A 26687-nucleotide genomic window follows, 5' to 3' on the forward strand; every position below is an offset into this window, starting at 1 on the left:
CAGGGGTCTTCACGATGGCTGATCTTCGCTTCACCAAAGATCATGAATGGGTGCGTCTCGAAGGCGATGTCGCCACGGTCGGTATCACTGCGTTTGCGCAGGACCAGCTTGGTGACGTCGTGTTCGTCGAATTGCCCGCAGTCGGCAAAAAAGTCGAACAGGGCAAAGACGCAGCCGTGGTCGAATCGGTGAAGGCCGCAAGCGAGGTCTATGCCCCGCTCGATGGCGAAGTCACCGAAGTGAACGACGCGCTGACCGGCGATCCGGCGCTCGTCAATGCCGATCCGATGGGCGCTGCCTGGTTCTTCAAAATGAAAGTCGCCAACAAGGCGCAGCTCGACGGTCTGCTCGATCAAGCCGCCTACGACGCCTACGTGAAAGGTTTGGCCTGATGCGTTATCTGCCGCTCACCGATGCGGATCGTCGCGCCATGTTGGCGACGATCGGTGCGCCTTCCGTCGATGCGTTGTTCCGCGACGTTCCCGAAGCGGCGCAATTGCGCGAACCGATTGCCGGCCTGCCGGCACATCAAGGCGAACTCGAAGTCGAGCGGCATCTGGCAGCGCTCGCGGCGAAGAACGTGCCCGCGGGCAGCGTGCCGTTCTTCTGCGGCGCCGGCGCCTATCGTCATCACGTGCCTGCGACGGTCGATCACCTGATCCAGCGCGGTGAATTCCTCACCAGCTACACGCCGTACCAGCCCGAAGTGTCCCAGGGCACGCTGCAGGTTCTGTTCGAATTCCAGACCCAGGTCGCGCTGCTGACCGGCATGGATGTAGCGAACGCGTCGATGTATGACGGCTCGACCGGTTGCGCCGAAGCGGTTGCGATGGCGAACCGCGTCACGCGTCGCACGCGCGCCGTTCTGTCGGGCGGTCTGCACGCACAATATCGCGACGTCACGCGCACCGCCGGCCGCTGGAACGGGTTCGACGTGGTTGCTGCACCGGCCGACCCGACCGGCAGCGAAGACCTGACCAAACTGCTCGACGACAACACGTCCTGCGTCGTGGTGCAGAATCCGGGCGCGTTCGGCCATGTGCGCGACCTGACCAAACTCGCCGAAGCGGTGCATGCCAAAGGCGCGTTGCTGATCGTCGTCGTCACCGAAGCAATCTCGTTCGGCCTGTTGCCGCCGCCGGGCGAGCAGGGTGCGGACATCGTCGTCGCCGAAGGCCAGTCGCTGGGAAATCCGCTCGGCTTTGGCGGCCCCTATGTCGGCCTGTTCGCGGTGCGCGAAAAATTCCTGCGCCAGATGCCGGGCCGCTTGTGCGGCGAGACGGTCGATGCCGACGGCAAGCGCGGCTTCGTGCTGACTCTGTCGACGCGCGAACAACATATCCGCCGCGAAAAAGCGACCTCGAACATCTGCACCAATTCGGGTCTGTGCGCGCTCGCTTTCACGATCCATCTGTCGCTGCTGGGCGAAGCGGGTCTGACGCAGCTTGCGGCGCTCAATCACGCCAAGGCGGTGACCTTGGCCGAACGGCTCTCGTCGGTGCCCGGCGTCGAAGTCGTCACCGACGCTTTCTTCAACGAATTCGCGGTGCGTTTGAAAAAGCCGGCCGCTGCGGTCGTCGATGCGCTTGCAGCCAAGAACATTCTCGCCGGCGTGCCCGCATCGCGCCTGTGGCCGCATGAGAATGTCGACGACCTGCTGCTCGTCGCCTGCACCGAAACCACCACCGACATCGACATGGACGCGCTGATCGCCGGCCTGAAAGAGGTTCTGTGATGACGACCTTCACCGGCAATCGCGGTCTGGCGCAGGAAGAAGCGCTGATCTTCGAACAGGATTCGCCCGGCCACAGCGGCGTCGATCTGCCAGCACTTCCGCACACGAAAACGCGTCTCGGCACCGTGAAGAAGCGCACCAAGATCGGCCTGCCGGGCTTGAGCGAGCCGCAGATCGTGCGCCACTACACGCGCCTCAGCCAAAAGAACTACGCGATCGATGCGGGTCTCTATCCGCTCGGCTCGTGCACGATGAAGCACAATCCGCGCTTGAACGAAAAAGCCGTGCGCATGCCGGGCTTCGCCGATCTGCATCCGTTGCAGCCGATTGCGACCGTGCAAGGCGCGCTGCAATTGATCGACCAGTTGGCGCATTGGCTGAAGACGTTGACCGGCATGCCCGCCGTGGCCTTGTCGCCGGCCGCCGGCGCGCACGGCGAATATTGCGGCATGATCGCGATCCGCGCCGCGCTCGAAGCGCGCGGCGACAAGCGTCGCAAAGTGCTGGTTCCGGAATCGGCGCACGGCACCAATCCGGCGACGGCTGCCGCGCTGGGCTTCGAAGTCGAATCGATTCCCGCGACCGAAGACGGTCACGTCGATCTCGCCGCGTTGAAGGCCAAGCTTGGTCCCGACGTTGCGGGCATCATGCTGACCAACCCCAACACGTGCGGCCTGTTCGAACGCGACATCAAAACGATCGCCGACGCGGTGCATGAAGTCGGCGGTTTCTTCTATTGCGACGGCGCCAACTTCAACGCGATCGTCGGCCGCGTGCGACCGGCCGATCTCGGCGTCGATGCGATGCACATCAATCTGCACAAGACTTTCTCGACGCCGCATGGCGGCGGTGGTCCGGGCGCAGGCCCGGTCGTCTTCTCCGACAAGCTGGCGCCGTACGTGCCGGTGTCGTGGGTCGTGCACGGCAAGAACGGTTTCGATCTGGTCGAACATGCAAGCGGCGATGCAGTCGGCCGCTTGAAGGCCTTCCACGGCCAGATGGGCATGTTCGTGCGCGCGCTGACCTACATGCTGAGCCACGGCAATGACGGTCTGCGCCAGGCCTCGAGCGATGCGGTGCTGGGTGCGAATTATATTCTGGCGTCGCTCAGCGACGTGCTGCACCCGGCCTTTCCGGGCCCGTGCATGCACGAGGCGCTGTTCGACGACAGCTCGCTCAAAGGCACCGGCGTCACCACGCTCGACATCGCCAAGGCGATGTTGGACGAGGGCTATCATCCGATGACGATGTATTTCCCGCTGGTGGTGCACGGCGCGATGCTGATCGAGCCGACCGAGTCGGAATCGAAAGACTCGCTCGACAAATTCATCGGCACGATGCGCGACCTGGTGCGTCGCGCCAAACTGCCGGGTGCGGAAGAGGAATTCCACGCAGCACCCCGCCTGACGCCGCGTCGCCGTCTGGACGAAACCGCAGCCGCCCGCAAACCGGTCCTGCGCTGGCGCCCGCCGGCGCTGGATCAGGCGGCGGAATGAGCTAAAGGCCGGCATCTTCGGGTGCCGGCCTTTTTCTTGATAAGTACGGTTTGACGCGTTGCCCTGAATCGTAAAACTATCGCTGCGGACCAGAACGGTACGGGATCAGGGATGCGCAGAACGATCGCACTTTCTTTGTGGGCGCTTGCGGCTGCGTCGTGCGCGTCGGCAGAGACCTGCAATTTGCAGCGCGTGGCGGAACTGCCGGTGCAGTATATGCCGCAGGCCGGCCTGATTTTCGTCTCTGCCAAAATCCAAGATCAGCCGATTCCGATGGTTCTCGCGACTGCGGCCCAGTCGACGATGATCGATAGTGCGACGGCCGAGCGGCTCAAGCTCGACATGCGCCCGGTCAGAAATTTGAAGGGCCAAAGTCGATCGGGCGAAAGCCAACGCGTGTTCGAAGTGCTGATCCCCGAGATGCATGTCGGGACGATCCGCTACACGCAGTACCGCATGCTGATCACCGAAGTGGCGCGCACCGACGCGCAGAAAAGGAATGTCGGCAGCTTCTCGCTGAACAGCATGAACAATGCTGATTTCGAGTTCGACGTCGCCGCGGGCAAGGTCAAGGCTTTCACCCCTGCGCCCTGCGCGACCAGCGCACCTTGGGCGTCGGATGCGGACACGGTTCCGTTGGTCGAGACTGCCAACAGCCATCACATGCGCGTCGACGTGAAGGTCGACGGAAAGACGTTGCGCGCCGAGTTTGATTCCAGCCTGCGGCGCTCGGCGCTGACGTGGAGCGGCATGCGGCGGCTGGGACTGTCGCCGGATGGCGACGTCGAAACGACGCCAGACGGCGAGAAGCTGCGTCGCTATCAGAGTTTTGCGATCGGTGACGAAGAGATCCGCAACCCGCGCTTCGGCGTCGTTCGCGTGGTCGAAACCTGGTCGGCGAACGGCGGAACGGCGCGTCGAATCGAGATGGATTCCCAGCCCGATATGTATCTCGGCGCCGACTGGCTGCGCGCGCATCACGTCTATGTCGGGCGCGGCGCCAAGCAAGTGCACTTCACGTATAACGGCGGACCGGTCTTCGAAAAATGATGGGAACAAATATGCGCACGATCATTGCAGCGACCTGTTTTCTACTGGCCATCGCGCCCGCTGCATCCGCGCAGAGCTGTAACTTCCGGCTGAACGCCGACATCCCGCTCCGCTACAACGCGCAGGCCGGTGCGTTGCTGGTTGATGCCAAAGTTGGCGGCCAGCCGATTCCACTGATCGTCAGCACCAGCTCGCCGATGACGACATTGGGGCGCGCGACCGTCGATCGGCTCAAGCTGGAAACGCACTACGACAGCCGCTATCGCACGCGCGGACCCAGCAACGGCGACGTCCGCTTTCTGCAGGTGACGCTTCCCGACTTCACGCTCGGGCAACACCGTCTCGGATCGCCCGAAGTGTTCGTGCAGGAAGGTACGTCCGACGGTGCAATGCCGACGACCGGGCGGCTCGGGCTCAACATTCTCTACGATTACGACATTGAGTTCGACGTCAAAGGCGGCCGCTTGAATCTCTACGAGTCAGTCCCGTGCGCCCATACGGCGCCGTGGTCGGGCGACGTGGAAACAGTCCCGTTGAATCACACACGCAAAGGGCAACGCGTGTTGTTCGACGTCACCGTCAACGGTCGCAAGATGCGCGCCGAACTCGACAGCGGCGCCCCGCGTACGATGATGACGTTGCGCGGCGCTCGGCGCCTCGGTCTTTCGGCCGACGGTATGCCGCCCGGTCCCGATTTGCTCGGCGTCGATGGCAAGATTCGCGCGACGAAGCTGCATCAGTTCGAGAGTTTCGCAATCGAAGGCGAAGAGATCCGCAATCCGCGCCTGCCGATCATCGAGTTTCTGAAATACCCGGGCTCAATCGCCTTCGATGGCGACATCGAGGTCTATGTCGGTGCCGACTGGCTGCGCGCGCATCACGTCTATATCGCACGCGGTACGCACGAGATGCACTTCGCGTATGTCGGCGGCCCGGTATTCGAGAAATGACAGCCCGCGCCGGTACGCTTGTCGCCGCCCTGGTCTTGCTAAGCGCGTCGCCGACGCGCGCGGCTGAGCCGTGCAAGATCCCGTTGGTTGCCGAAGCGAAGATTGAGCACAAGGGTTCGATCTACGTGCAGGCGTCAATTCGCGGCGAGTCGGTTCCAATGGTCGTTCACACCAGTTCTGCGGTTACGTCGATCAGCAAAACGACGGCGCAGAAGTTCGGCCTCGAGCTCAGTCGTGAAACACGATATTCGCTGCACGGCACGCATGGCGAACTCGAAGCCTATAACGTCACAGTGCCCGACTTTGTAATCGGAAACGGGCGATTTCCAGAACTGCGTGCCATGGTTATCGAGGGCCGGGATAGCGGCGCCGCAGGCTCGTCTGTCGGCGCGATCGGCACGGATCTCTTGGGTGCATTCGATCTGGAGTTCGATGTGCAAGGCGGACGGTTCGTGCTGCACGAAAAGACGCGTTGCGCGCACGCGCCGCCCTGGCCTGCGGATTTCATCACGGTGCAACTTCTTCCGCTTCTTTCTGGACGCGTGCAGTTCAGCGTCAAGATTGACGGTCGTACGCTGAACGCTGAACTCGACAGCGGAGCAAACAGAAGCTTTCTGACCTCGGTCGGCGCGCGCAAACTCGGTATTACCCGCGACTCGCCCGGCATTGAGCGTGCGAGCGGACGCGCCGACGCAGACGGGCAGCCGCAAGAATCGTACGCGTATCGTTTTCAGAGCTTCGAGCTTGAAAGTGAAACCGTGCGCTATCCGCGGCTTTTCATCCGCGATGTGCTGACGAAGCTTTATCCGCAGACCTATCAGGGCGGGCAGGTGAAAGCCCGGTCGGAAGAGCCGCCCGACCTGTATCTCGGCGCCGACTGGTTGCGCGCGCACCGCGTCTATATCGGACGTGCCACCGACGAGATGCACTTCACCTATCTCAGCGGCCCGATCTTCGAGAAATGAGACACGCCGCCTGCTTCTTGTCGATGTTCCTTGCGGCATCTTTCTGGAGCACGGCGCAAGCGCGCGACCTGCCGTGCGACGGCGGTGTCGATCTTCGCCCGATCGCGGGGAAGAAGCTGATCGTGTTTGGTGAGCTCCACGGCACGATTGAGGGGCCGGCCTTCGTCGCTCGTGTTCTGTGCAGCCTCGCGCAGCGTGGCGAACGGTTGCAGTTGGGGCTGGAACAATGGGCCGGGTCGGAAGACGCGCCGCTTAAGACGTACATTCGCTCGAAGGGCACGAAGCAGGATCGGGCTGCGCTGTTCGCGACGCCGTCCTGGTCGCGCGAAGCCGCGGTGCACGACGGCAACGCCAGCATCGGTGTCTTTGACCTCGTCGAGTCCGTACGCCGGTTGCGCGAAGCGGGCGCACCGATTGAGATCTTCGCTTTCAACAACAGTCACGACCTCGAAGGCAGCACGCGGCTCGAGCAGGCGACGGCCCACGAGCGACGCATGGCAGAGAATGTCGAAAACGCGATCGCGGCAAATCCAGGCGCAACGACCGTGCTGATGGTCGGCGGCGCGCATGCGCGGCGTATCCCGCTGCGCGACGGCGCCCAGCCGCCGATGCTGACTTATCTGCTGCGGTTCGAGCCGGTGTCGCTTCGCATGGCATGGGACGCCGGCGCGGCGTGGCTGCTGACCTCGACCTCCGGTCCGCGTCCGCAGCCTACATGGCGTTGCGACCCGCCGGGGCGCAAAGCCGAGCCGATTGAGCTTGGCTTTGAACCGGAAGCGGCGTTCGACGGCTGCTACACAGTCGGCGCCGTCACGGCCGCGCCGCCTGCGCGCGAGATGCGTTGACGATTACGGCTTGGGCGGTGGCTTCAAGCTGATCTGTTCTTTGATCTCGTTGCCGATCACGGCCTGCAGCTCTTCCAGCCGGTCGCGTTGGGCGAAGCGGACTTTGTCGGTGATGCCCTGCAGTTCGAGAATCGAAATGATCTCGGCGCCGATCCGGTCGTAGCGCGCCTTGAGTAGCGCGATATAGGCGTCGCGCGCTGCGTCTTCGCCCGGCACCAACCGTTCTGCGATGGGCAACAGGCGCACGCGCAATTTGCGTTTGCTGTCTTCGTCGAGCTTGGTCGCCAGCAGATCTTCCAGCGCACCGATCTGACGCTCGATCTCGACGCTGTTGGGGACCAGCGGTTTTGCCGGCGTGAGCTGCGCGCTGGCGGCGAGCGGCAAGACCAGCAGCGGCAGGGCCAGCAGCGCGCGCATCTCAGCGGGCCTTTGGTGTGCGTTTCGGTTCCTGGAAGACGAACAGCGCGGGATCGAGCTGCCCGCCGAATTGCGTGTTCGACAAAGTCACGTCGGTGACCTGGTTCTGCGCGTCGGTCACGCGCCACTGGCGCAAGGTCAGCGGCTGGTCCAGCAGCACCAGGGTCAAACGCCCGGCGCCGACATCGTTCGCTTGCGCGATCTCGACACGATAGACGTTGGCGAAATGTTCGAAGCTGGTGACCGTCAACTCGCCGCCGAACTGAATCTTTGGACGCAGAAACAGATTGGCCAGGGTGCGCTCGATCGGTGCCGACTGCGCCGAGCGGAGTTGCGCGTCCCAGAAGGTGATGTTGGTGCCGTCGGCGACGATCAGGTCCTGGCTCGGCGCCTTGAACTCGAACCGCAACCGGCCCGGACGCGACAGCCAGAACGTGCCTTCGCCCGATTTGCCCGTGGTCGAGGTCTGCGCGAAATCCGCTTTCGCGGTGGTGATGCTGTCGAGATAGGTCTCGATCCGCTTCAGATCGGCGCGGTCTTTGTCGGTCAGCGCCGGCGGCTTTTGCGCGGCAGACTGGGCGAAAGCAGGCGCTGCCAAAAGCAGCGCGGCGGTGAGGGTGGCGAGGAAAGAGCGCATGGCGGCAGATATAACGCCGCCATACGAGATTTCATCACCCGTCCGCGCCGCAGGGCGCATTACCCGTGATGCGAGATCAGGACTTCGCGCTTGCCGACATGGTTGGCCGACGAGACGACGCCTTCTTTTTCCATCTTTTCGATCAGGCGGGCGGCGCGGTTGTAGCCGATCTGCAGGTGGCGCTGGATGAAGCTGGTCGAGGCCTTCTTCTCGCGCGCCACAAGGGCGACCGCTTGGTCGTACAGCGCATCGCCCGAGCCGCCGCCTTCGGCACCCTCTTCGCCAAGCGCCATCGCCATTTCGTCGTCTTCTTCGGTGACCGCCTCGACATAGTCGGGCTCGCCCTGCGCCTTCAGGAACTGGACGATCTTTTCGACTTCCTGGTCGCGTACGAACGGTCCGTGCACGCGCGTGATGCGTCCACCGGCCGCCATGTACAGCATGTCGCCCTGGCCCAGCAGCTGCTCGGCGCCGCTTTCCCCCAGGATGGTACGGCTGTCGATCTTCGACGTGACCTGGAACGAGATGCGGGTCGGGAAGTTGGCTTTGATCGTGCCGGTGATGACGTCCACCGACGGGCGCTGCGTCGCCATGATCAAGTGAATGCCGGCGGCGCGCGCCATCTGCGCCAGACGCTGGATGGCTGCTTCGATGTCTTTGCCCGCAACCAGCATCAGGTCGGCGAATTCGTCGACGATGACCACGATGAAAGGCAGCTCGGTCAGGTCGATCGGCTGGTCTTCGAAAATCGGCTTGCCGGTGTCGGGGTCGAATCCGGTCTGCACTTTGCGCAGCAGCATCTCGCCGCTGTCGCGTGCTTCGCGCAGGCGTGCGTTGTAGCCGTCGATATTACGCACGCCGAGCTTCGACATGGCGCGATAGCGGTCTTCCATCTCGCGCACGGTCCATTTCAGCGCGACGACCGCTTTCTTCGGATCGGTCACGACCGGCGCCAGCAGATGCGGGATGTTGTCGTAGACCGACAGTTCCAACATCTTGGGGTCGATCATGATGAAGCGGCACTTCTCCGGCGGCAGCGCGTAGAGGAGCGACAAGATCATCGTATTGACCGCAACCGACTTGCCCGAGCCGGTGGTGCCCGCAACCAGCAAATGCGGCATGCGCGTCAGGTCGGCGACGATCGGCTGACCGCCAATGTCTTTGCCGAGATGCAGCGCCAGCTTGTGCCCGGTCGTGTCGTCCAGCTCGAGCAGCTCGCGCATCAGCACGGTTTCGCGCTTGGCGTTTGGCAGTTCGATGCCGATCACGTTGCGGCCCGGCACGACGGCGACTCGCACCGACACGGCCGACATCGAACGTGCAATGTCGTCGGCCAAGCCGATGACGCGCGACGACTTGGTGCCTGGCGCCGGTTCCAGCTCGTACAAGGTGACGACGGGGCCGGGATGGATTTTGACGATCTCGCCTTTGACGCCGAAATCCTGCAGCACGCTGGTGAGCAGTTCGGCGTTCTTCTGCAGTGCGGTTTCTGACAGGCCCGGCGAACGATCCGACTCGCTGCCCTTCTGCAGCAGCTCCAGCGACGGCAGCTGATAGGAATCCGGCGACGGCAGATCGAGCGCGGTCTGGCGCTTCGGCGGCGCCACCGGCTTCTTCGGTTTTTGCGGCTCGATGCGCGGTGCGATCACAGCGGGCTGTGTGCGCGTCGCGACGATCGGTGCAGCGGCAACTTCATGGGCTGCTTCAAACGACGGCGCGGCGCGTTCCAACACCGGTGCTGCACGCGGTGCCTGCACCGTCGGTGCTTCGACTTGTTCGCGCGGTGCACGCACCAGCAACGACGCAAGCGCGCCGACGGCGCGATGCAGGCCGAACACGACCCACGCGCCCATCCATTTCAACGTGCGGCCGGCCTGCGCCAGACCTTCACGCCATTCCTGCATGCTGGCACCGAGCGACGCGGCCAGCAGGCCGGCGGCGATCAGTGCGAACAGAAACGCAGCCAGTGCCGCATCGACGCCGCTGCGTTCGACCGCACCCAGCAACAAGATGCCGACCGAACCGCCGAGCGTGCGGCCCAACGGCGCGAACAAGCCGTTCGGGACCGCGCCCAGCGCTGCCGACACGCACAAAAACAGCAGCAACGACGCGATGCCGCGCAACCACCAGCGGCCGATCGGCTTGTGCCGCACCACGCGCCAGCCCCACGCCGCCAGAGTCAGCGGAATCAAACCGGCAGCGACGCCCAGAGTCTGCAGAAACAGGTCGGCGAAATAGGCACCGAACACGCCCAGCGCATTGCGCGCGCCCTGACCGATCGGAACCGCCGCGTTCCACGACGGGTCGCGCGGATTGTAGGTCAGCAACGCAACCAGCAGCAGCGCACCGACGCCGATCAAGGCGACGCCGCCGAATTCGATCGTGCGCCGCTTGATCGTTTCGCGCGCTGCATCGGGCAGCAAGGTGCGGCGTTCAGGCGGCGTGTAACCAGTGCGGGTGCGGGTCGTGGCCATACTCAATTTCCTTCGAGCAACGCTGCCATTCTTGGCAACGCATCGGCGAGAACGGGTAGATCGTGAACGAGCGCGACGCGCAGAAATCCCTGTGCGTGGTTGCGTCCGTCGGCGCCGGTCCGCGCCATATAGGCGCCCGGCAAGGTGCGAATTGCGGCTTCGGTCCAGAGGCGTTTTGCAGCGCGTTCGCCGTCACCGACATCGAGCCACAAAAAGAATCCACCGCCGGGACGCTGAAAGCCGAACCGTCCGGTGAAGCTCTTTTCGGCGAGGTCGAATTTGGCGCGATAGGCGCTGCGATTTTCTTCGACGTGTTTTTCGTCGTTCCACAACGCCGTCGCTGCTTCCAGCACCGGCAACGGCACGCCGCCCGATGCGAAGTTGCGCAAGCGCAAAAACAATTCCAGCGCAGCCGCATCGCCGGCGACAAAGCCGGCGCGCAAACCGGCTGCGCTCGATCGTTTCGACAGCGAGTGAAACACCAGCACGTTGGCAAACGGATCGGTCGTGCCGCCGATTGAAGCTGCGACTTCGAGCGCACCTGGTGGCGGCTCGTGGTCCCAGATCTCGGCGTAGCATTCGTCGACGGCGAGCAGGAAACCGTGTTTGCGCGCGAGCTTGATCGCGTGCGCGAGATAGGCGCGATCGGCGACTGCGCCTTCGGGGTTCGACGGTGTGCACAACATCAACAAGGCGGTGCGCGCCCAGTCCTGGTCGGCGACTGCGTGCAGGTCGGGTAGAAAGCCGCTTTCGGGCGTCGTGTTGAGCAAGCGCAGATCGGCGCCCGCCAATCGCGCGGCACCCTCGTACACCGCGTAAGACGGGTTCGGGATCGCGATGCGTTTCTTGTTGCCGGCAGCGTCTTCGGTCGCGACCAGCAGCGCCACCTGGAACAACGCTTCGCGTGTGCCGGCGACGGGGATCACGTTGCGATCGGGATCGACCGCACCCTGCAGCCCGTAGCGGCGCGCAAGCCAGCCGGCGACCGCCTTCCGATAGGCGAGGGTCCCGGTCTGGGGCGGATACTTGCCCCAAAGATGGGTGTTCTTGGCCAGGGTGTCGGCCAGCAGGGCGGGCGGGGCGTGCTGGGGTTCGCCGACCGACAGGGCCAACGGCGCGCGCGACTCCGGCGCCGGCGCGGACAAAAGCCGGGCCAGCCTGGTGAAGGGGTAGTCGTTGAGCGCCACCAGGCGCGGATTGAACACGTGCTGCGTCCTTGGGGGTCGGCCGTCCGGGCGTCTGGATGGTACGCGACGGGCCAGGGCCCAAGCAAGCGAAGCCAATGGTTTTGCCCCAATGACTTAGAGGGTGAGTCTTCGGCCTGACTCGAACAAGGTTCGCGGCATGGCCACGCCTCGGGCCGGTCCCGGCCTGGCGGTCGCGGCGGACCCGGGCGGCGGGTATAGAGGATCGGTGACGCCGGACGACCGCACTCCCCGCTCCCCTGGCCGCGCTTCCGCGGCCGAGCGGGCCTACACGGCGATTCGCCGGTCGATCCTGACCGGCGTCTATCCGCCCAACGCCCGGCTGATCGAACAGGAGATCGCAGCCGGCTCCGGGGTCAGCCGGACGCCTGTGCGCGAGGCGCTGCGGCGCTTGTCGGCCGAGGGGCTGGTCGTGTTCTCGCCCAACCAGGGCGCCATGGTCGCGGGCTGGTCCGAACGCGACGCCACCGAAGTCTTCGCACTGCGCGAGCTGGTCGAGGTCTATGCCGCCGCCTGCGCCGCCGAACAGATCGACGAGGCTAGTCTCGCGACCTTGCGCGCATTGGCCGAAGCGATCCGCGCCGAAGCGATTGCGGCGCGGCCTGACTACATCACGCGCATCATCGACCTGAATTCGCGCTTTCACCGCAGCCTGATCGAAGCGGCGGGCAGCGCGCGGCTGCGCGTGATGTTCAGCGCGGTGATCGAACTGCCACTGATCGCGCGGTCGTACCGCGCTTATTCGCACGACGAATTGTTACGTTCGACGGCGCAACATCTGGCAATCGTCGATGCAATCGCGGCGCGCGACGGCGACCGTGCCGCCGCGGCAATGCGCGAACATATTCAAACGGCAGCGCAGATTTTCAGCCAACGCGACGAAAACGACGCGGCGCGCGCCGACGCAGCCGAGTAACCGTCTCGGACAACGTGTCGCTGGCGCAACGCGACACGCCTCTTTCAACGACTCCTATCCGCGTGCGACGCGTCGCACATCATGGAACGCATCCCCAACCGGCTGCTGCGCGCCACCGACACGCATGCGCTCGAACGTATGGCGGAAGCCGCGTTCGCGAACGCCGAATTGATCCGGACAACCGAATGGGCGCAGCCCGATCTGTGGTTTCTCGAACGGCAGGGTGATGCGATCCGCGGCTGCGTCGGCGTCGTGTGGCGCGAAATCGTTGCCGACGGCGTGTGGGTGCGCGTCGGTGGAATTGCCAGCCTGGTCGTGGTGCCGGACGCGCGTGGCAGCGGACTTGGCAAGCGATTGCTCGATCGCGCGCTCGACGAGATTCGCGCCATGCCGTCGGTCGCAGCAGGAATGTTGTTGTGCGAGCTGAATTTGGTGCCGTTTTACCAGCGGCTGGGTTGGACGCGGGTCGGCGGGGCGATCCGTTGCATGCAGCGCGGCACGGAAATCGACTGGTCGGGTGCCGTCATGCTGCATGCGATCACGCCATCGGCGCTGGATCACGCGCGCGTGCTGCGGCTCAACGGTCTGCCGTGGTGACCAGCTCGATCAATTCGCCGGCCGCACCGCGCAAGGTTGCGCTGCGCGCACCTACGTAAGGCGGCAAGGTCGACGCGATCGTCGCGCCGTCGATTGACTCGACTTCGCAAGTGACGATCGCCATGCCGGGTGGCAAGTCGCCGTCGCGGCACGGGCGCGGTCCGGTTCCCGGCGGGTAGCGATCGAGTTCGAACAAGGTGCCGTCGGCAAGCGGCAGCACCGCCAGACCATGTTTGGTTTCTTCGGCCGGCAATCCGTTGGCGCGCGACAGAACGCGAATGCGCGTTTCTTTTGCCGGTGTCGGCTGATTGCCGAAACGCGCCGCATAGAAGCTGCGCAATGCTTCGATGTCCGGGCCGCCGACGACGGTGATGAAGACGCGGCCGACCGGCGACAAAGCAGGCGCCAGATCAAAGCCGCTGCCGGGCGCGATGCGCGTCAGATACAGGCACTCGCCTGCCGGCCCCAGAAGCTGCATGGCGCGGATCATCGGCACGCCGTCGAGATCGGCGGGTGCACCGATGATCTGAAACGGTGAATCGGCAAAGCGCGGCGCCAGCGCGTCGACGTCCTGCACTGTGATCTCGGTTGCGTTCCAACCGAACGTCGTCAGCGCGCGAAACCCGACGGTCGCGGGACGTTCGACAAAGCGCAAGCAGGTTGGTTCGCCGCTTGCGGGCTGCATCGCGAGCCATCTGCTGCCGGCGGCGGCCGGCGCGTTCCAGCTTGTCGCGGTTGCGTCGTCTAAGCGGCCGCGTGCGACCGGGTGGTAGTGCAGATACGAGACGTAGGCCTGCTCGACCGCGTCCAGATCGGGCACCGTCGTAGTGACGGCGCGAATTGCTCCCAACATTCGGACGCTCGCCCCCTGCTTCCCGAGACCGACGCTGGATGACGACGGCGTCGGGCGCAAGGCGCGCAGGCGGCAAATTGCAATGCCGTCCAGTGCATGGAAACGCCGCGCCCCTGGTGCGAAGAGCGCGGCGCGTTCGATCAGTTCCGGGCGCGATCGACCAGCTTGTTGGCGGCGATCCACGGCATCATCGCGCGCAGCTTGGCGCCGACTTCTTCGATCGGATGTTCGGACTGGTTGCGGCGGGTTGCTTTGAAGCTGGGCAGGCCGGCGGCGTTTTCCAGCATCCAGTCGCGCACGAAGCGGCCCGACTGAATATCGTCCAGCACGCGCTTCATCTCGGCTTTGGTCTCCGGCGTCACCATGCGCGGGCCGGTTTTGTAGTCGCCATATTCCGCCGTGTTCGAAATCGAGTAGCGCATGTTGGCGATGCCGCCCTCATAGATGAGGTCGACGATCAGCTTCACCTCGTGCAGGCATTCGAAATACGCCATCTCCGGCGCGTAGCCCGCTTCGACCAAGGTTTCGAAACCAGCTTGGATCAGCGCGGTGAGACCACCGCACAGCACGGCCTGTTCGCCGAACAGATCGGTTTCGCATTCTTCGCGGAAGGTTGTTTCGATAATGCCCGAACGGCCACCGCCGACCGCGCTTGCGTACGACAGCGCGATGTCGTGCGCCTGGCCCGACGCGTCTTGCGCGACGGCGATCAGGCACGGCACGCCGCCGCCTTTTTGATATTCGCTACGCACCGTGTGGCCCGGGCCTTTCGGCGCGATCATGAACACGTCGAGATCGGGACGCGGTTCGATCAGCTTGAAGTGAATGTTCAGACCGTGCGCGAACGCGATCGCAGCACCCTGGCGCAGATTGGGCGCGAGGTCGGTGTAGTAGAGTTCTTTCTGCAGCTCGTCCGGCGTCAGGATCATCACCAGATCGGCCCACTTGGCTGCGTCGGCGCCGCTCATCACGGTGAAGCCGGCCGCTTCGGCTTTCTTGGCCGTCGCCGAACCGGGGCGAAGTGCGACGCGTACTTCGCCGACGCCGCTGTCGCGCAGATTCATCGCGTGCGCATGTCCCTGGCTGCCATAGCCGATCACGGCGACCTTCTTGCCGCGGATCAGGCCCACATCGGCGTCGCGGTCGTAATACACGCGCATCTCTATCGTCCTTCTATTCTGTCTTGCTTGTCGGTCAGATGGTGGCAGTGCCGCGCGCAATCGCGGCAGCGCCGGTGCGCGACAGCTCGGCCAAGCCGAGCGGCCGCATAATGTCGACGAACGCGTCGAGTTTTTCCGCGCTGCCGGTGAGTTCGAACACGAAACTTTCGGCCGTGCTGTCGATCACGCGGGCGCGGAACGCATCGGCGATGCGCAGCGCCTCGACGCGATGCTCGCCCGTGCCGACCACTTTGACGAGCGCAAGCTCGCGCTCAACAAACGGGCCGCCGTCGGTGAGATCCAGCACAGTGTGAATCGGCACCAGACGGTCGAGCTGCACTTTGATCTGGTCGATCACCATGCGCGTGCCGCGCGACACCAAGGTGATACGCGACAGCTGCTTCTCGTGGTCGATCTCGGCGACGGTCAGGCTTTCGATATTGTAGCCGCGACCGGAGAACAGGCCGATGACGCGCGCCAACACGCCGGGCTCGTTGTCGACGAGCACCGCGAATGTGTGGCGTTCAATTGGCTCGTTGTTGAGATAGCTCATGGTGCGGCGCCCGATTTAGACCAGCACCATACCTTCTTCGCGCGCGGTCGGATCCTGTGACTTCCGATCTTCGGGGCCGAGCAGCATTTCGTTATGTGCATGGCCGCCCATGATCATCGGGAAGCAGTTCTCGTTCGGATCGACCGCGACGTCGACGATGCAGGGTTTGTCGGCAGCGAGCATTTCGGCGATGACGCGATCGACATCGTCATATTTCTCGGCGCGCATGCCGACGCCGCCAAATGCATCCGCCAGTTTGACGAAGTCGGGCAGGGATTCGGAATAGCTTTGGCTGTAGCGCTCGCCGTGCAGCAGCTGCTGCCATTGGCGCACCATGCCCATCCATTGATTGTTCAAGATGAAGACTTTGACCGGCAGCCGGTACTGCACCGCCGTCGCCATCTCCTGGATGTTCATCAGGATCGATGCTTCACCTGCAACGTCGATGCACAAGGCGCCTGGATTGGCGATCTGCGCGCCGATCGCAGCCGGCAGGCCGTAGCCCATCGTGCCGAGACCGCCCGAGGTCAACCAGCGATTGGGTTTGTTGAACGGCAGGAACTGCGCCGCCCACATTTGATGCTGTCCGACTTCGGTCGAGATGAAGACGTCGTCGCGGCCCTGGATCGCGGCACGCAGACGTTCCAACGCATATTGCGGTTTGATGACGTCCTTGGTCTGGCCGTAGCGCAGGCAGTCGCGCGCACGCCAGAACTCGATCTGTTTCCACCAGGCGTCGATCTTCGGCTTTGCGGCGACGCGTTTCTTCCACGCAGCCAACAGCAATTCGAGGGCGCGGCCGGCGTCGCCGACGATCGGCAGATCAACGCGGATGTTCTTGTTGATCGACGAGGCGTCGATATCGACGTGGATCTTTTTCGAGTTCGGCGAGAAAGCGCTGGTCTTGCCGGTGACGCGATCGTCAAAGCGCGCGCCGATGCAAATCATCACGTCGCAACCATGCATCGCGAGATTGGCTTCGTACGTGCCGTGCATGCCCAACATGCCGACGAATTGTTTGTCCGACGCGGGAAATGCGCCCAGACCCATCAAGGTGTTGGTGCAGGGAAAGCCAGTCAGGCGCACCAGCTCGGTGAGCAGCTCGGACGCGCGCGGGCCGGCATTGATGACGCCGCCGCCGGTATAGAAAATCGGCCGCTCTGCCTTCACCATCAAATCAATCGCGCGTTCGATCGCTGCGTGATCGGGTTCGGTCTGCGGCTTGTAGTTTTTCGGCTTGCAGATGTCGGGGCCGTAATAAGGACCGCTGGCGAACTGCACGTCTTTCGGCAGGTCGACGACAACCGGACCCGGCCGTCCGTTGCGCGCAACGAAGAAGGCTTCGTGCATCGTGCGTGCAAGCTGGTTGACGTCTTTGACCAGGTAATTGTGCTTGGTCGCGGGACGCGTGATGCCGGTCGTGTCGGCTTCCTGGAACGCGTCATTGCCGATCAGATGCGTCGGCACCTGGCCGGTCAGGCAGACCAGCGGAATCGAATCCATCAGCGCATCGACCAGGCCGGTGACCGCGTTGGTCGCGCCCGGGCCCGACGTGACCAGCACGACGCCGACTTTGCCCGTCGAACGCGCATAGCCTTCGGCCGCATGCACGGCCGCCTGCTCGTGGCGCACCAGCACGTGCTTGATCCGGTTCTGCTGATAGAGCGCGTCATAGATCGGCAGCACCGCGCCGCCGGGATAGCCGAAGATCGTGTCGACGCCCTGATCGGCCAGCGCCTCAAGTACGAGCTGGGCCCCCGTCATGGTTTTGGGAGCGGCGGTCGTCTGGTCGGTGGTGGGGGCGGCGGTCATCGGGCGTGTCCTATTTTGCGGCGCAACCTAACGACCGGAACTTGCCCGGTCAACCGGAAGAACGAACGAATCGTACTACTTCTTCCCTCGCGGAGTCCGAATATTGCTGTTCGAGCTGCTTCTGGGCGGTTAGAGGCCAGGCTGGAACCTGGTGCCGGAACCAGGTCGTCTGGCGCTTCACGTACCACCGCGTCTCTTTCTTGGCGTAGGCAACCGCGTCTTCGAGCGTCGTCGCCCCGTCCAGATAGCCAAGCAGCGCGCGCAGCCCGTGCGCCTTCATCGCGGGCAGGGCGGGATCGAGCTGCAAGTCACGGATCCGAGCGACCTCGTCCAGAACGCCGTCCGCGATCATGCGATCGAATCTTTGTTCGACCGACGCGTAGCTCTGCTCGCGTGGCGGTAGCAGCGCGACCAAGGTGAAGTTCATGCCGGGCGGCGGACCTTGGCGCGGCGCGTCGCGAAACGCGCCCATCTTTTGTCCGGTGCCTTCGACGACTTCCCAGGCACGGATCAGCCGGTGCGTGTCGCCGGGCGCAAGACGCGCGGCGGTTTCGGGATCGCGCTTTGCCAAGGCGGCGCGAAATGCTTCGCCGCCAAGCTGGGCATGCAGCGCGATCGCCTGGGCGCGAATGTCGGGATCGATTGCGGGCACCGGCGACAGGCCGCGCAGCAAGGCGTCGAGATAGAGGCCGGTACCGCCGACCAGGATCGGTGCTTTGCCCGCGGCGCGTGCCTGTTCGATTTCCTGCAGCGCCGCGTCGCGCCACCGCGCGACGTTCCACGCATCGGTCATCGCGACTGTGCCGTAGAGGCGATGCGGTGCGGCTGCTTCGTCGGCGGTTGACGGCCGCGCCGTCAAAATCCGCATCTCGCGATAGAGCTGCATCGCGTCGGCATTGATGACGACGCCGCCCTGCGCGCACGCGAGATCAACCGCCAGCGCAGACTTGCCGCTGGCGGTAGGGCCGTAGACGAGCGTTACTTGCGACGGAATTGGTCGAGAGAAACGACTTCGGCGCCGTCACCGTCGGTGCGCGGCGGCAGCGCAGGCTTCGGCGCTGCAGGCGGCAAAGCGCGCGGCGCTTCGCTGCTGGTCGGTTCGAACTCTTCGCCCTCGACATCCAGTTCCTTGATGTCGTCGTCGGCAGCCTGGAATTGCAGCGCGAAATTGACCGACGGATCGGCGAAGACGCTGATCGCCGCGTAGGGGATCTGCAGCCGCTCCTGCTGGTTGTTGAAGCTCAAGGTCACGACGAAATGATCCTCCGCCGCTTCCAGCCCATAGAACTGGAACTGCAGAACGATCGTCATCTCGTTCGGGTAGCGCTCGACGAGGTAGGACGGGATGTCCACCCCCGGCGCATGCGTGCGGAAGGTCAGATAAAAATGGTGGTTGCCGGGCAAACCCTGGGCAGCCGCTTCGTTCAGCGCGCGGCGGACGACGCCGCGCAGCGCGTCTTCGACCATCCGGTCGTAGCGCATGTAGTCCTTCGACATGACCGCACTCTAGAACCGTTTCTGCCCACTCGCCACAGAGGCGCAGAACAGATGCCGGTTGTTTGTCGAGAAGTGAGGGGGCTTCTGTTGCCCGGTGCCCCCTCGAACCGCGCTTATCTACTGCTGATTAGGCAGCGACAGCGAAAGGAGCAACGTTATCGTTTGCACCTAGGGTTTTGGCCCGATGACGGCGGAACCATGCCGAGCAAAAACTACGCCTTTACTACGCACGTCGATCCTAGTTCGCCCCCATATTCCACTCAGAAGAGTGGGCCACTTGCGAGAAGTGGTGGAGGCGCCGGGTACCGCCCCCGGGTCCGTAACGCCTATTCCGCGAAGCGTTTATCGCCATAGACGGGCCGAAGCCCGACCCGACGAACATAGGGGTTCGCGGCCGGTTTCGCCACCCCTGCCGACCGTTATTGCACCGGACCGCGGCTTCGGAGATGGTCGGGCCATGCTGCAGTATCACGCGCTTCTCCGGCGCATCCTCGACGAGGGTGTGGCCAAAACCGACCGTACCGGCACCGGCACGCGCTCGGTTTTCGGCCACATGATGCGGTTCGACTTGGGCGAAGGCTTTCCGCTGGTCACGACCAAGAAGCTGCATCTGAAATCGATCATCCACGAATTGCTGTGGTTCCTGCGCGGCGACACCAATGTGCGCCCGCTGCAGGAAGCCGGCGTTCGAATCTGGGACGAATGGGCCGACGAAAACGGCGAGCTCGGACCTGTCTACGGACGGCAATGGCGGTCATGGCCGACGCGCGACGGCAATGCGATCGATCAGATGGCCAACCTGGTTCGTTCGCTGCGCGAAAATCCGGATTCGCGGCGCCATATCGTCAATGCCTGGAATGTCGGCGAGATCGAGAACATGGCGCTGCCGCCATGTCATTTGCTGCATCAATATTGGGTCGCCAACGGCAAGCTGTCCTGCCTGCTCTATCAACGGTCGGGCGATGCGTTTCTCGGCGTGCCGTTCAACATCGCGTCCTACGCGTTGTTGACGATGATGCTGGCGCAGGCGACCGGGCTGCAGGCGGGCGAGTTCGTGCACGTGATCGGCGACGCGCATCTTTACGCCAACCATATCGAACAGGCCGAACTGCAATTGACGCGCGACCCGCGCCCGTTGCCGCGCATGAAGATCAATCCTTCGGTCACCGACTTGTTCGGCTTCACCTACGAAGACTTCACGCTCGAAGCCTACGATCCACACCCGCATATCGCAGCCAAGGTCGCGGTCTGACCGGCATGCGTCTCTCGTTGATCGTGGCGATCGCCGCGAACGGCGTCATCGGCAACAAGGGTGATCTGCCCTGGCCGCGCCTGTCCGCCGATTTGCAGCATTTCAAACGCACGACGATGGGCGCGCCCGTGATCATGGGACGCCGCACGTTTGAATCGATCGGCCGTGCGCTGCCGGGCCGGCGCAACATCGTCGTCACGCGCGACGCAACGCGTCGCTTTGCCGGTTGCGAGACTGCGGGCTCGCTCGACGACGCGCTGGCGAAGGTGGGCGACGTCGCCGAAACGTTCGTGATCGGCGGTGCGGCGCTGTTCGAAGAAGCATTGCCGCGCGCCGACCGGTTGGTGCTGACACGCGTGCAGCAGGCGTATGAAGGCGACGTCTCGTTCCAGCCCGACCTGACATCGTGGCGCGAAGTTTCGCGCAGCGACGTTGCCGCCGCGGACGGTGTGCCCGCTTTGACTTTTTTGGATTACGCACACTGATGGCAACGCGCTTCCCTTTGTCGCTCGCCTTCAAACGCGCGCTGGAATGGCCGCTGGAAAATTGGCGGTCGTTGCTGCCAGCGACCTTGCTGCTGGGCTTGGTTGACGCGGCTTGTTTTGCCGGCGTGCTGGCAGCGGTGAATGTCGACGAAGCGGGGGTGCTGCAACCGCGCGCCGAAGCTGGGCCGTTGTTGCTGGGCGCGTTGTTGATCGCATCCATCGTGGGCTTGGCCTACGGGCTGGGTCTCTATCGTCGTGTCTTGCTGGGCGAGCATCGTCCGGGTCTGTCGTTGTTTGTGCTCGATCGCCGTCTGCTGCGGGCAATCGGTGTCGGCGCGCGTATGTGCGGCATCGGCTTCACGTTGGTGCTGGCGTCGGCGCTGCTGTCGCGGCTGGTCGGCATTCCCGCGTTTTTGCCGACGCTGGTTCTGTTCGCCTATCTGGCGTTGATCGTGCCGCGTTTTCGCTTGGCCTTCGCTGCTGCTGCGCTGGACGAGCCGAACCCGACATTGGGCGAAGCGTGGCGCCGCACGCGCGGTGCCGCGGTCAACGTCGTTGTCGGCGTGGTTTCGATTTATCTCGTGCTGACCGTGGCGCAGTGGATCGTGGCGCTGCTGCCGCTGCTCAACGAAGGCGTGCCCGCTTTTTTGATCGCGGGCCTGTTCGCGGCGCTGCAGAGCTGCGTGTCGGTCGTCTTTCTCGCGCTTGCCTATGACGCACTCGTGCGTGGCGGCGGACCAGAAAGTCACGTCAGCTTGCATTGAGGTTGCGTCCGCGACCCCATATAGAGCCGCAAACACTTTTCAGGGACGCAAAATCCAATGCCGTGGAACGAGCAAAGCGGGACGGCCGGCCGCGGCGGGAAAGAAGGCGGTGGTGGTCCCTGGGGCCCGCCGCCCAGCGGCGGAAGCGGTGGCGGTAGCGGCGGCGGTGGCAGCCCGTGGAGCCGCGGTTCCGGCGGTGGTGGCAACGGCGGTGGCAATGGCGGCGGGCCGCGCCCACCCGATTTTGACGGCCTGTTCCGTCGTGGCCAGGACGGCATGCGTCGGCTGGTGCCGGGCGGTCTCGGTGGCGGTCGCGCCATTCTGCTCGGCGTGCTCGCGCTGCTGCTGATCTGGGCTGCTAGCGGTCTCTATCGCGTCGAGCCGGACGAGCAGGGCGTCGTGCTGCGCTTTGGTAAGTACACGCGCACCGAAGGTCCGGGTCTGCGCTATCACCTACCGTCGCCGATCGAATCCGTGTTCACGCCCAAGACGACGCGCGTCGGACGAATCGAAATTGGCTTCCGTACTGGCGAGGGCGCGGTTGGTCCGCGCCGCTTCGGCACGACTGAAGCGCGCGACGTTCGCGACGTGCCCGACGAAAGCCTGATGCTGACGGGCGATGAAAACATCATCGACATCGACTTCAACGTCTTTTGGTACATCAAGGACGCGCGCCAATATCTGTTCAAGATCCGCGACCCCGAAGGCACGGTGAAGAAAGCGGCCGAAAGCGCGATGCGCGAAGTGATCGGCCGTATCGGCATTCAACCGGCACTGACCGAAGCGCGCGCGCAGATCGAAGCGCAGACGCGTGAATTGCTACAGAAGATGTTGGACAGCTACGAAGCTGGTGTCGAAGTGCAACAGGTGCAGCTGTTGAAAGTCGATCCGCCGGCAACCGTGGTCGACGCGTTCAACGACGTGCAGCGCGCCCGCGCCGACCGCGAGCGGCTGCGCAACGAAGCCGAGACCTATCGCAACGACATCGTGCCGCGCGCACGCGGCGACGCAGAACGCACCCTGCAGGACGCCAACGCCTATCGTGACAAAGTGGTGCAAGACGCGACCGGCGACGCGAAACGCTTCGTCTCGGTCTACGATTCCTATCGCGTGTCGAAAGACGTGACGGCAAAGCGCCTCTACATCGAGACGATGGAAGAAGTGCTGCGCAAAGCCCGCAAGATCGTGATCGATCCGGGTGCCGAAGGAAAACAAGGCGTCGTGCCGGTGCTGCCGCTCGATGCGCTGCGTCCGCCGACGCCGGCACCTGCGCCCGCGCAGGGAGGAGCCCGCTGATGGACACGAAAAGCCGTATCGCGTTGGGGCTCGCTGTCCTCGCCGCCATCGTTGGTCTGCTCGCCGCGTCGAGCTTCTTCATCGTCAACGAAACGCAACAGGCGCTGGTGATCCAGTTCGGCCGGATCGAGCGCGAAGCGCGCGAGCCGGGCCTCTACTGGAAATTGCCGCTGGTGCAGACCGTGGCGCGCTACGACAAACGCGTGCTCGACGTCGACCCGCCGAGCGAGCGCGTCATTCTCGCCGACCAGAAGCGTCTCGTGGTCGACGTCTTCGCGCGCTACCGCATCGTCGATCCCACCCGTTTCTATCAGGCGATCGGCACCGAGTCGGCCGTCGAGGGTCGGTTGGGGTCGGTTCTGTCGGCTTCGTTACGGCGTGTACTGGGCGGCGTCGCGTTGCAGGCGCTGTTGTCGAACGAACGCGCCGGTGTGATGCAGCGGATCAAGGAACAGGTCGAGGCCGAAGCGACCTCGTTCGGCATCCGTATCGTCGACGTGCGTATTCGCCGTGCCGATCTACCCGACGAAACCAGCCAGGCGATCTATGCGCGGATGAAGTCGGAGCGCGAACGCGAAGCGGCCGAATTCCGCGCGCAGGGTTTCGAACAGGCGCAGCAGATCAAGGGTAAGGCCGATCGCGAACGGACTGCGATCCTGGCCGAGGCCGAACGTGACTCGCAGATCCTGCGCGGTCAGGGCGACGCCGAAGCGATCAAGATCTACGCCGACGCGTTCGGGCGCGATCCGGAATTCTACGGCTTCTACCGGTCGTTGCAGGCCTATCGGCGTGCGCTCGGCAACGAAGACGCAACCTTGGTGTTGAGCCCCTCGAGCGAATTTTTTCGTTACATGCAGCGTTCGTTGGGGCCGGCGCGCTGATGCGTGATCTCGTCACGGGGATCGGCATCGCGCTGGTGTTGGAAGGCGTCCTGTACGCAGCATTTCCGCTCGCTATGCGGCGTGCGATTGCAATGGCGCTGTCGATGCCGGCCAATCAGGTCCGCGCCGGCGCGCTATTTCTGGCAGCGGCAGGCGTTGCCGTCGTAGCCTTGGCCCGGCACGGCCTTGGTTGAACCATTTTTGGCGGCTCCCTATGTGGACTCCCGCCTTCGTCTTTCTGTCTTCGCGAAAGGTTTCTCGATGCAGTCCGCGGTGATCGTTCCCGCAAATCGCGCCCGGCGCGGCCTGATGGCCGTCGCGGCGCTCGCTTTCCTCGCCACCGCTACCGTACCGGCTCCCGCCGCGGCCCAGCGTGCGCCCGACAGTTTCGCCGACCTGGCCGAAAAACTGTCGCCGGCCGTGGTCAACATCTCGACCACCTCGACGCCCAAGGCACAGGGCCAGGGTCCCCAGGGCGGTGAAGAAGGTGCGCCGGCGCCACGCCGCCGCGCACCGCAGCAGCAGCCGGGCCAGCGCGGCGATCAGCAAAGCCCGTTCCCGCCGGGTTCGCCGTTCGATGAGTTCTTCAAAGACTTCTTCGAGCGCGGTCCGAACCCGACGCCGCGTCGCGTTGCGTCGCTGGGCTCGGGCTTCATCATCGACGCCGCCAAGGGCTACGTGATCACCAACAATCACGTGATCGACGGCGCCGACGAAATCAAAGTCACGCTGCACAACAACAAGACGCTGACCGCCAAGCTGGTCGGCAAAGACGAACGTGCCGACGTCGCCGTGCTGCAAGTGCCGGCCGACAAGGAACTGGTCGCGCTCAACTGGGGCAACTCGGACACGATGCGCGTTGGCGACTGGGTCGTCGCAGTCGGCAATCCGTTCGGCCTCGGCGGTTCGGTGACGGCCGGCATCGTGTCGGCGCGCGCACGCGGCCTGCCGGGTGCGGCCTATGACGACTTCATTCAGACCGATGCGTCGATCAACAAGGGCAATTCCGGTGGACCGTTGGTGAACCTCAAAGGCGAGGTCATCGGCATCAACACCGCGATCTATTCGCCCACCGGCGGTTCGGTTGGCATTGGCTTCGCGCAGTCGACCACGATCGTGAAGCCGGTCGTCGATCAGATCATTCAGTACGGCAAGGCCAAGCGCGGTTGGCTTGGCGTGCGCGTGCAGTCGATCCAAGACGACATGACCGAAAGCCTGGGTCTGAAACAGACGCGCGGTGCGCTGGTCGCCAGCGTGCAGCCGAATTCGCCGGCCGCGGCCGCGGGCATTCAGCCGCGTGACGTGATCACCGAATTCGACGGCAAGGACGTCACCGACAATGCGCGCCTGCCGCGTCTGGTCGCTGCGGCCCAGATCGACAAGTCGGTGGCGGTGAAGGTGCTGCGCGACGGCAAGGAAAAGACGATCCAGGTGAAGGTCGCCGAAATGCCGGCCGACATCGACGTTGCCGACGCCAACGAACGTGAAGGCAAGCCGGCGCCGGCGAAGAACGCCGAACCGATCGAACAGCTTGGTCTTAGCGTCGCATCGCTGACGCCGGAACTGCGCCGCCAGTATCAGCTGAGCGAACAGTCCAACGGCGTGGTGATTACGTCGGTGAAGTCGGGCAGTGCGGCGGAAGAAAAAGGCATGCGTCCTGGCGACGTGCTGGTCGAAGTCGACCAGGGTCAGGTGGCGTCGCCCAAAGACGTCCAGGCGCGCATCGAGCAGGCGCGTCAGTCCGGCAAAAAGTCGGTGCTGATGCTACGCGAGCGCGGTGGCGACCAGGGCTACATCGCGGTTCCGCTGGCAGCGAAAGCCAAGGGCTGATCGCTTCCAACATCGAACCGGAAACGGCGCTCTTCGGAGCGCCGTTTTCGCTTCAGGGCGTGATGATTTCCGCCGCGCGGAATCCCTGCGCGTAGAGCAAGCCGCTGAGATCGGCGTAATCGAGCCGCGCGCGTGCTGCCGTGCGCACCGCCGGCTTGGCGTGATAGGCGACGCCGAGCCCAGCCGCGAGCAGCATCGGCAGATCGTTGGCGCCGTCGCCGACCGACAAGGTCGCTGCCAGCGGCACTTGCAGACGCGCCGCGGTTTCTTTCAGCACGCGAAGCTTGTCGTCCTTGTCGCGCACCGGCTCGCGCACTGTGCCGGTAAGTTTCCCGGCGCCGAGTTCGAGCACGTTGGCGTGGATCTCGTGAAACCCGATCGTTGCGGCGACCGGTTCGGCAAAGCGCGTGAAGCCACCCGACACCAACACGCAATGCGCGCCCGCTTCGCGCATCGTCGCCAGCAGCGACGCGGCGCCACCATGCAGGGTGATGCGTTTGGCGACTTCGTCGAGCGACGCTTCGGGCAGGTCTTTCAGCAGCGCGACGCGTTCGATCAGCGCGGCACGGAAATCGAGCTCGCCGTTCATCGCACGCGCCGTGATGTCAGCGATGCGGTCGCGCAAACCGACCAACTCGGCCAGCTCATCCAGCATTTCCTGGCCGATGATCGTCGACTCAAGATCGGCGAGCAGCAGGCGCTTGCGGCGGTCGGCGGTCGGTTGCGCGATGACGTCGATCGGGTCATTGCCGATCGCGCGACGCAGCGCGGAGTCGGCCTGGTCGGGATCAGCATCCGCGAACGGAAGATCGATCGCGCGATCGTCGTGCAGCACGTCGGGCGCGCCGGGTTCGGCGCCCAAACTTGCCAGCGCGTCGCGCGCATTGGCGACGGTCGCGGCCAAGGCGCCCGGCTCCAGCGACGGTCCCGCGATCAATGTGGCGACGTAGTCCATGCGACTCCCCGAAACGGCGCGCCTGCCTAGCACGGCGACGGAAAAACGCCGCCCAAAAGCCT

The 26687-nt window shown here is 64.2% G+C and carries 27 protein-coding genes and 1 other RNA gene; 16 read left to right on the plus strand and 12 right to left on the minus strand.

The window, feature by feature from the left end:
* Nucleotides 1-14: 14 nt before the first annotated feature.
* The 7 genes from gcvH to TMPK1_RS16735 all read left to right on the plus strand — a co-directional run bounded on the left by gcvH (nt 15) and on the right by TMPK1_RS16735 (nt 7041).
* A complete protein-coding gene (gcvH, locus tag TMPK1_RS16705) occupies nt 15-392 on the plus strand; it encodes a glycine cleavage system protein GcvH (protein WP_420244412.1) in 378 nt (125 codons plus the stop codon).
* The gene (gene gcvPA / locus TMPK1_RS16710) at nt 392-1735 is read left to right on the plus strand and encodes an aminomethyl-transferring glycine dehydrogenase subunit GcvPA (protein ID WP_420244413.1); all 1344 of its coding nucleotides are present in this window, start codon (nt 392-394) and stop codon (nt 1733-1735) included. The genes gcvH and gcvPA overlap by 1 nt, the downstream gene beginning before the upstream one ends.
* Nucleotides 1735-3231: an aminomethyl-transferring glycine dehydrogenase subunit GcvPB gene (gcvPB, locus tag TMPK1_RS16715; protein WP_420244414.1), complete on the plus strand. Its 1497-nt coding sequence runs from the start codon at nt 1735-1737 to the stop codon at nt 3229-3231. Before gcvPA ends, gcvPB begins: the two co-directional genes overlap by 1 nt.
* 111 nt (nt 3232-3342) lie before the next feature.
* Nucleotides 3343-4281 carry a retroviral-like aspartic protease family protein gene (locus tag TMPK1_RS16720; protein ID WP_420244416.1) on the plus strand — a complete coding sequence of 313 codons (939 nt, stop codon included), beginning with the start codon at nt 3343-3345 and terminating at the stop codon, nt 4279-4281.
* 11 nt (nt 4282-4292) lie between these two features.
* Nucleotides 4293-5231, plus strand: a complete 939-nt coding sequence (locus TMPK1_RS16725) for a retroviral-like aspartic protease family protein (RefSeq protein WP_420244417.1) — start codon at nt 4293-4295, stop codon at nt 5229-5231.
* Entirely contained in the window at nt 5228-6196 is a 969-nt protein-coding gene (locus tag TMPK1_RS16730; protein ID WP_420244418.1) for a retroviral-like aspartic protease family protein, read from the plus strand. The genes TMPK1_RS16725 and TMPK1_RS16730 overlap by 4 nt, the downstream gene beginning before the upstream one ends.
* A complete protein-coding gene (locus TMPK1_RS16735; RefSeq protein WP_420244420.1) occupies nt 6193-7041 on the plus strand; it encodes a hypothetical protein in 849 nt (282 codons plus the stop codon). Before TMPK1_RS16730 ends, TMPK1_RS16735 begins: the two co-directional genes overlap by 4 nt.
* A gap of 3 nt (nt 7042-7044) precedes the next feature.
* On the opposite strand, the gene TMPK1_RS16740 is transcribed toward TMPK1_RS16735, so the two are convergent.
* Genes TMPK1_RS16740 through TMPK1_RS16755 form a run of 4 tightly spaced genes read right to left on the minus strand, consistent with a single transcriptional unit; the run spans nt 7045 to nt 11774 of the window.
* Entirely contained in the window at nt 7045-7458 is a 414-nt protein-coding gene (locus TMPK1_RS16740; RefSeq protein ID WP_420244421.1) for a hypothetical protein, read from the minus strand.
* A gap of 1 nt (nt 7459) precedes the next feature.
* Nucleotides 7460-8095: a LolA family protein gene (locus TMPK1_RS16745; protein WP_420244423.1), complete on the minus strand. Its 636-nt coding sequence runs from the start codon at nt 8093-8095 to the stop codon at nt 7460-7462.
* A gap of 59 nt (nt 8096-8154) precedes the next feature.
* The gene (locus tag TMPK1_RS16750; protein WP_420244425.1) at nt 8155-10569 is read right to left on the minus strand and encodes a DNA translocase FtsK; all 2415 of its coding nucleotides are present in this window, start codon (nt 10567-10569) and stop codon (nt 8155-8157) included.
* Between the two features lie 2 nt (nt 10570-10571).
* Nucleotides 10572-11774: an aminotransferase class I/II-fold pyridoxal phosphate-dependent enzyme gene (locus tag TMPK1_RS16755; RefSeq protein ID WP_420244426.1), complete on the minus strand. Its 1203-nt coding sequence runs from the start codon at nt 11772-11774 to the stop codon at nt 10572-10574.
* A gap of 139 nt (nt 11775-11913) precedes the next feature.
* On the opposite strand from TMPK1_RS16755, the gene TMPK1_RS16760 reads away from it, so the two are divergent.
* Together TMPK1_RS16760 and TMPK1_RS16765 are read left to right on the plus strand one after the other, a co-directional pair.
* Nucleotides 11914-12690: a GntR family transcriptional regulator gene (locus TMPK1_RS16760; RefSeq protein ID WP_420244427.1), complete on the plus strand. Its 777-nt coding sequence runs from the start codon at nt 11914-11916 to the stop codon at nt 12688-12690.
* 81 nt (nt 12691-12771) lie between these two features.
* Nucleotides 12772-13287: a GNAT family N-acetyltransferase gene (locus tag TMPK1_RS16765; protein WP_420244428.1), complete on the plus strand. Its 516-nt coding sequence runs from the start codon at nt 12772-12774 to the stop codon at nt 13285-13287.
* Here TMPK1_RS16765 and TMPK1_RS16770 read toward each other — a convergent pair.
* From TMPK1_RS16770 to ssrA, 7 genes are all read right to left on the minus strand, one after another.
* A complete protein-coding gene (locus TMPK1_RS16770) occupies nt 13268-14140 on the minus strand; it encodes a hypothetical protein (RefSeq protein ID WP_420244430.1) in 873 nt (290 codons plus the stop codon). The two genes, TMPK1_RS16765 and TMPK1_RS16770, sit on opposite strands and share 20 nt — an antisense overlap.
* Before the next feature lie 140 nt (nt 14141-14280).
* A complete protein-coding gene (ilvC, locus tag TMPK1_RS16775; RefSeq protein WP_420244431.1) occupies nt 14281-15300 on the minus strand; it encodes a ketol-acid reductoisomerase in 1020 nt (339 codons plus the stop codon).
* A 34-nt stretch (nt 15301-15334) separates the two neighbouring features.
* Entirely contained in the window at nt 15335-15853 is a 519-nt protein-coding gene (ilvN, locus tag TMPK1_RS16780; RefSeq protein ID WP_420244433.1) for an acetolactate synthase small subunit, read from the minus strand.
* Nucleotides 15854-15868: 15 nt separating this feature from the next.
* Entirely contained in the window at nt 15869-17665 is a 1797-nt protein-coding gene (locus TMPK1_RS16785) for an acetolactate synthase 3 large subunit (RefSeq protein ID WP_420244435.1), read from the minus strand.
* Between the two features lie 49 nt (nt 17666-17714).
* Nucleotides 17715-18659 carry a tRNA (adenosine(37)-N6)-dimethylallyltransferase MiaA gene (miaA, locus tag TMPK1_RS16790; protein ID WP_420245681.1) on the minus strand — a complete coding sequence of 315 codons (945 nt, stop codon included), beginning with the start codon at nt 18657-18659 and terminating at the stop codon, nt 17715-17717.
* Entirely contained in the window at nt 18644-19162 is a 519-nt protein-coding gene (locus tag TMPK1_RS16795; protein WP_420244436.1) for an SspB family protein, read from the minus strand. Before TMPK1_RS16795 ends, miaA begins: the two co-directional genes overlap by 16 nt.
* Nucleotides 19163-19235: 73 nt before the next feature.
* Nucleotides 19236-19572, minus strand: a transfer-messenger RNA (tmRNA) gene (gene ssrA, locus TMPK1_RS16800).
* Nucleotides 19573-19619: 47 nt separating this feature from the next.
* Between ssrA and TMPK1_RS16805 the strand changes: the two genes are divergently transcribed.
* The 7 genes from TMPK1_RS16805 (at nt 19620) to TMPK1_RS16835 (ending at nt 25670) form a co-directional block, all read left to right on the plus strand.
* Nucleotides 19620-20414: a thymidylate synthase gene (locus tag TMPK1_RS16805; RefSeq protein WP_420244438.1), complete on the plus strand. Its 795-nt coding sequence runs from the start codon at nt 19620-19622 to the stop codon at nt 20412-20414.
* A 5-nt stretch (nt 20415-20419) separates the two neighbouring features.
* The gene (locus TMPK1_RS16810) at nt 20420-20899 is read left to right on the plus strand and encodes a dihydrofolate reductase (RefSeq protein WP_420244439.1); all 480 of its coding nucleotides are present in this window, start codon (nt 20420-20422) and stop codon (nt 20897-20899) included.
* A complete protein-coding gene (locus TMPK1_RS16815; protein WP_420244440.1) occupies nt 20899-21663 on the plus strand; it encodes a hypothetical protein in 765 nt (254 codons plus the stop codon). The genes TMPK1_RS16810 and TMPK1_RS16815 overlap by 1 nt, the downstream gene beginning before the upstream one ends.
* A gap of 57 nt (nt 21664-21720) precedes the next feature.
* A complete protein-coding gene (hflK, locus tag TMPK1_RS16820) occupies nt 21721-22959 on the plus strand; it encodes an FtsH protease activity modulator HflK (RefSeq protein WP_420244442.1) in 1239 nt (412 codons plus the stop codon).
* Nucleotides 22959-23840, plus strand: coding sequence for a protease modulator HflC (hflC, locus tag TMPK1_RS16825; RefSeq protein WP_420244443.1), 882 nt, complete (start codon nt 22959-22961; stop codon nt 23838-23840). Before hflK ends, hflC begins: the two co-directional genes overlap by 1 nt.
* Nucleotides 23840-24034: a DUF2065 family protein gene (locus TMPK1_RS16830; RefSeq protein ID WP_420244444.1), complete on the plus strand. Its 195-nt coding sequence runs from the start codon at nt 23840-23842 to the stop codon at nt 24032-24034. The genes hflC and TMPK1_RS16830 overlap by 1 nt, the downstream gene beginning before the upstream one ends.
* A 67-nt stretch (nt 24035-24101) precedes the next feature.
* Complete coding sequence (locus TMPK1_RS16835; protein ID WP_420244446.1) at nt 24102-25670, plus strand: DegQ family serine endoprotease; 1569 nt, start codon at nt 24102-24104, stop codon at nt 25668-25670.
* Nucleotides 25671-25722: 52 nt separating this feature from the next.
* Here the strand turns inward: TMPK1_RS16835 and serB are convergent, their stop codons facing one another.
* A complete protein-coding gene (serB, locus tag TMPK1_RS16840; protein ID WP_420244448.1) occupies nt 25723-26625 on the minus strand; it encodes a phosphoserine phosphatase SerB in 903 nt (300 codons plus the stop codon).
* Nucleotides 26626-26687: the final 62 nt, after the last annotated feature.

The organism is Roseiterribacter gracilis (genome assembly GCA_018332375.1).
Lineage (GTDB): Bacteria > Pseudomonadota > Alphaproteobacteria > BOG-932 > Roseiterribacteraceae > Roseiterribacter > Roseiterribacter gracilis.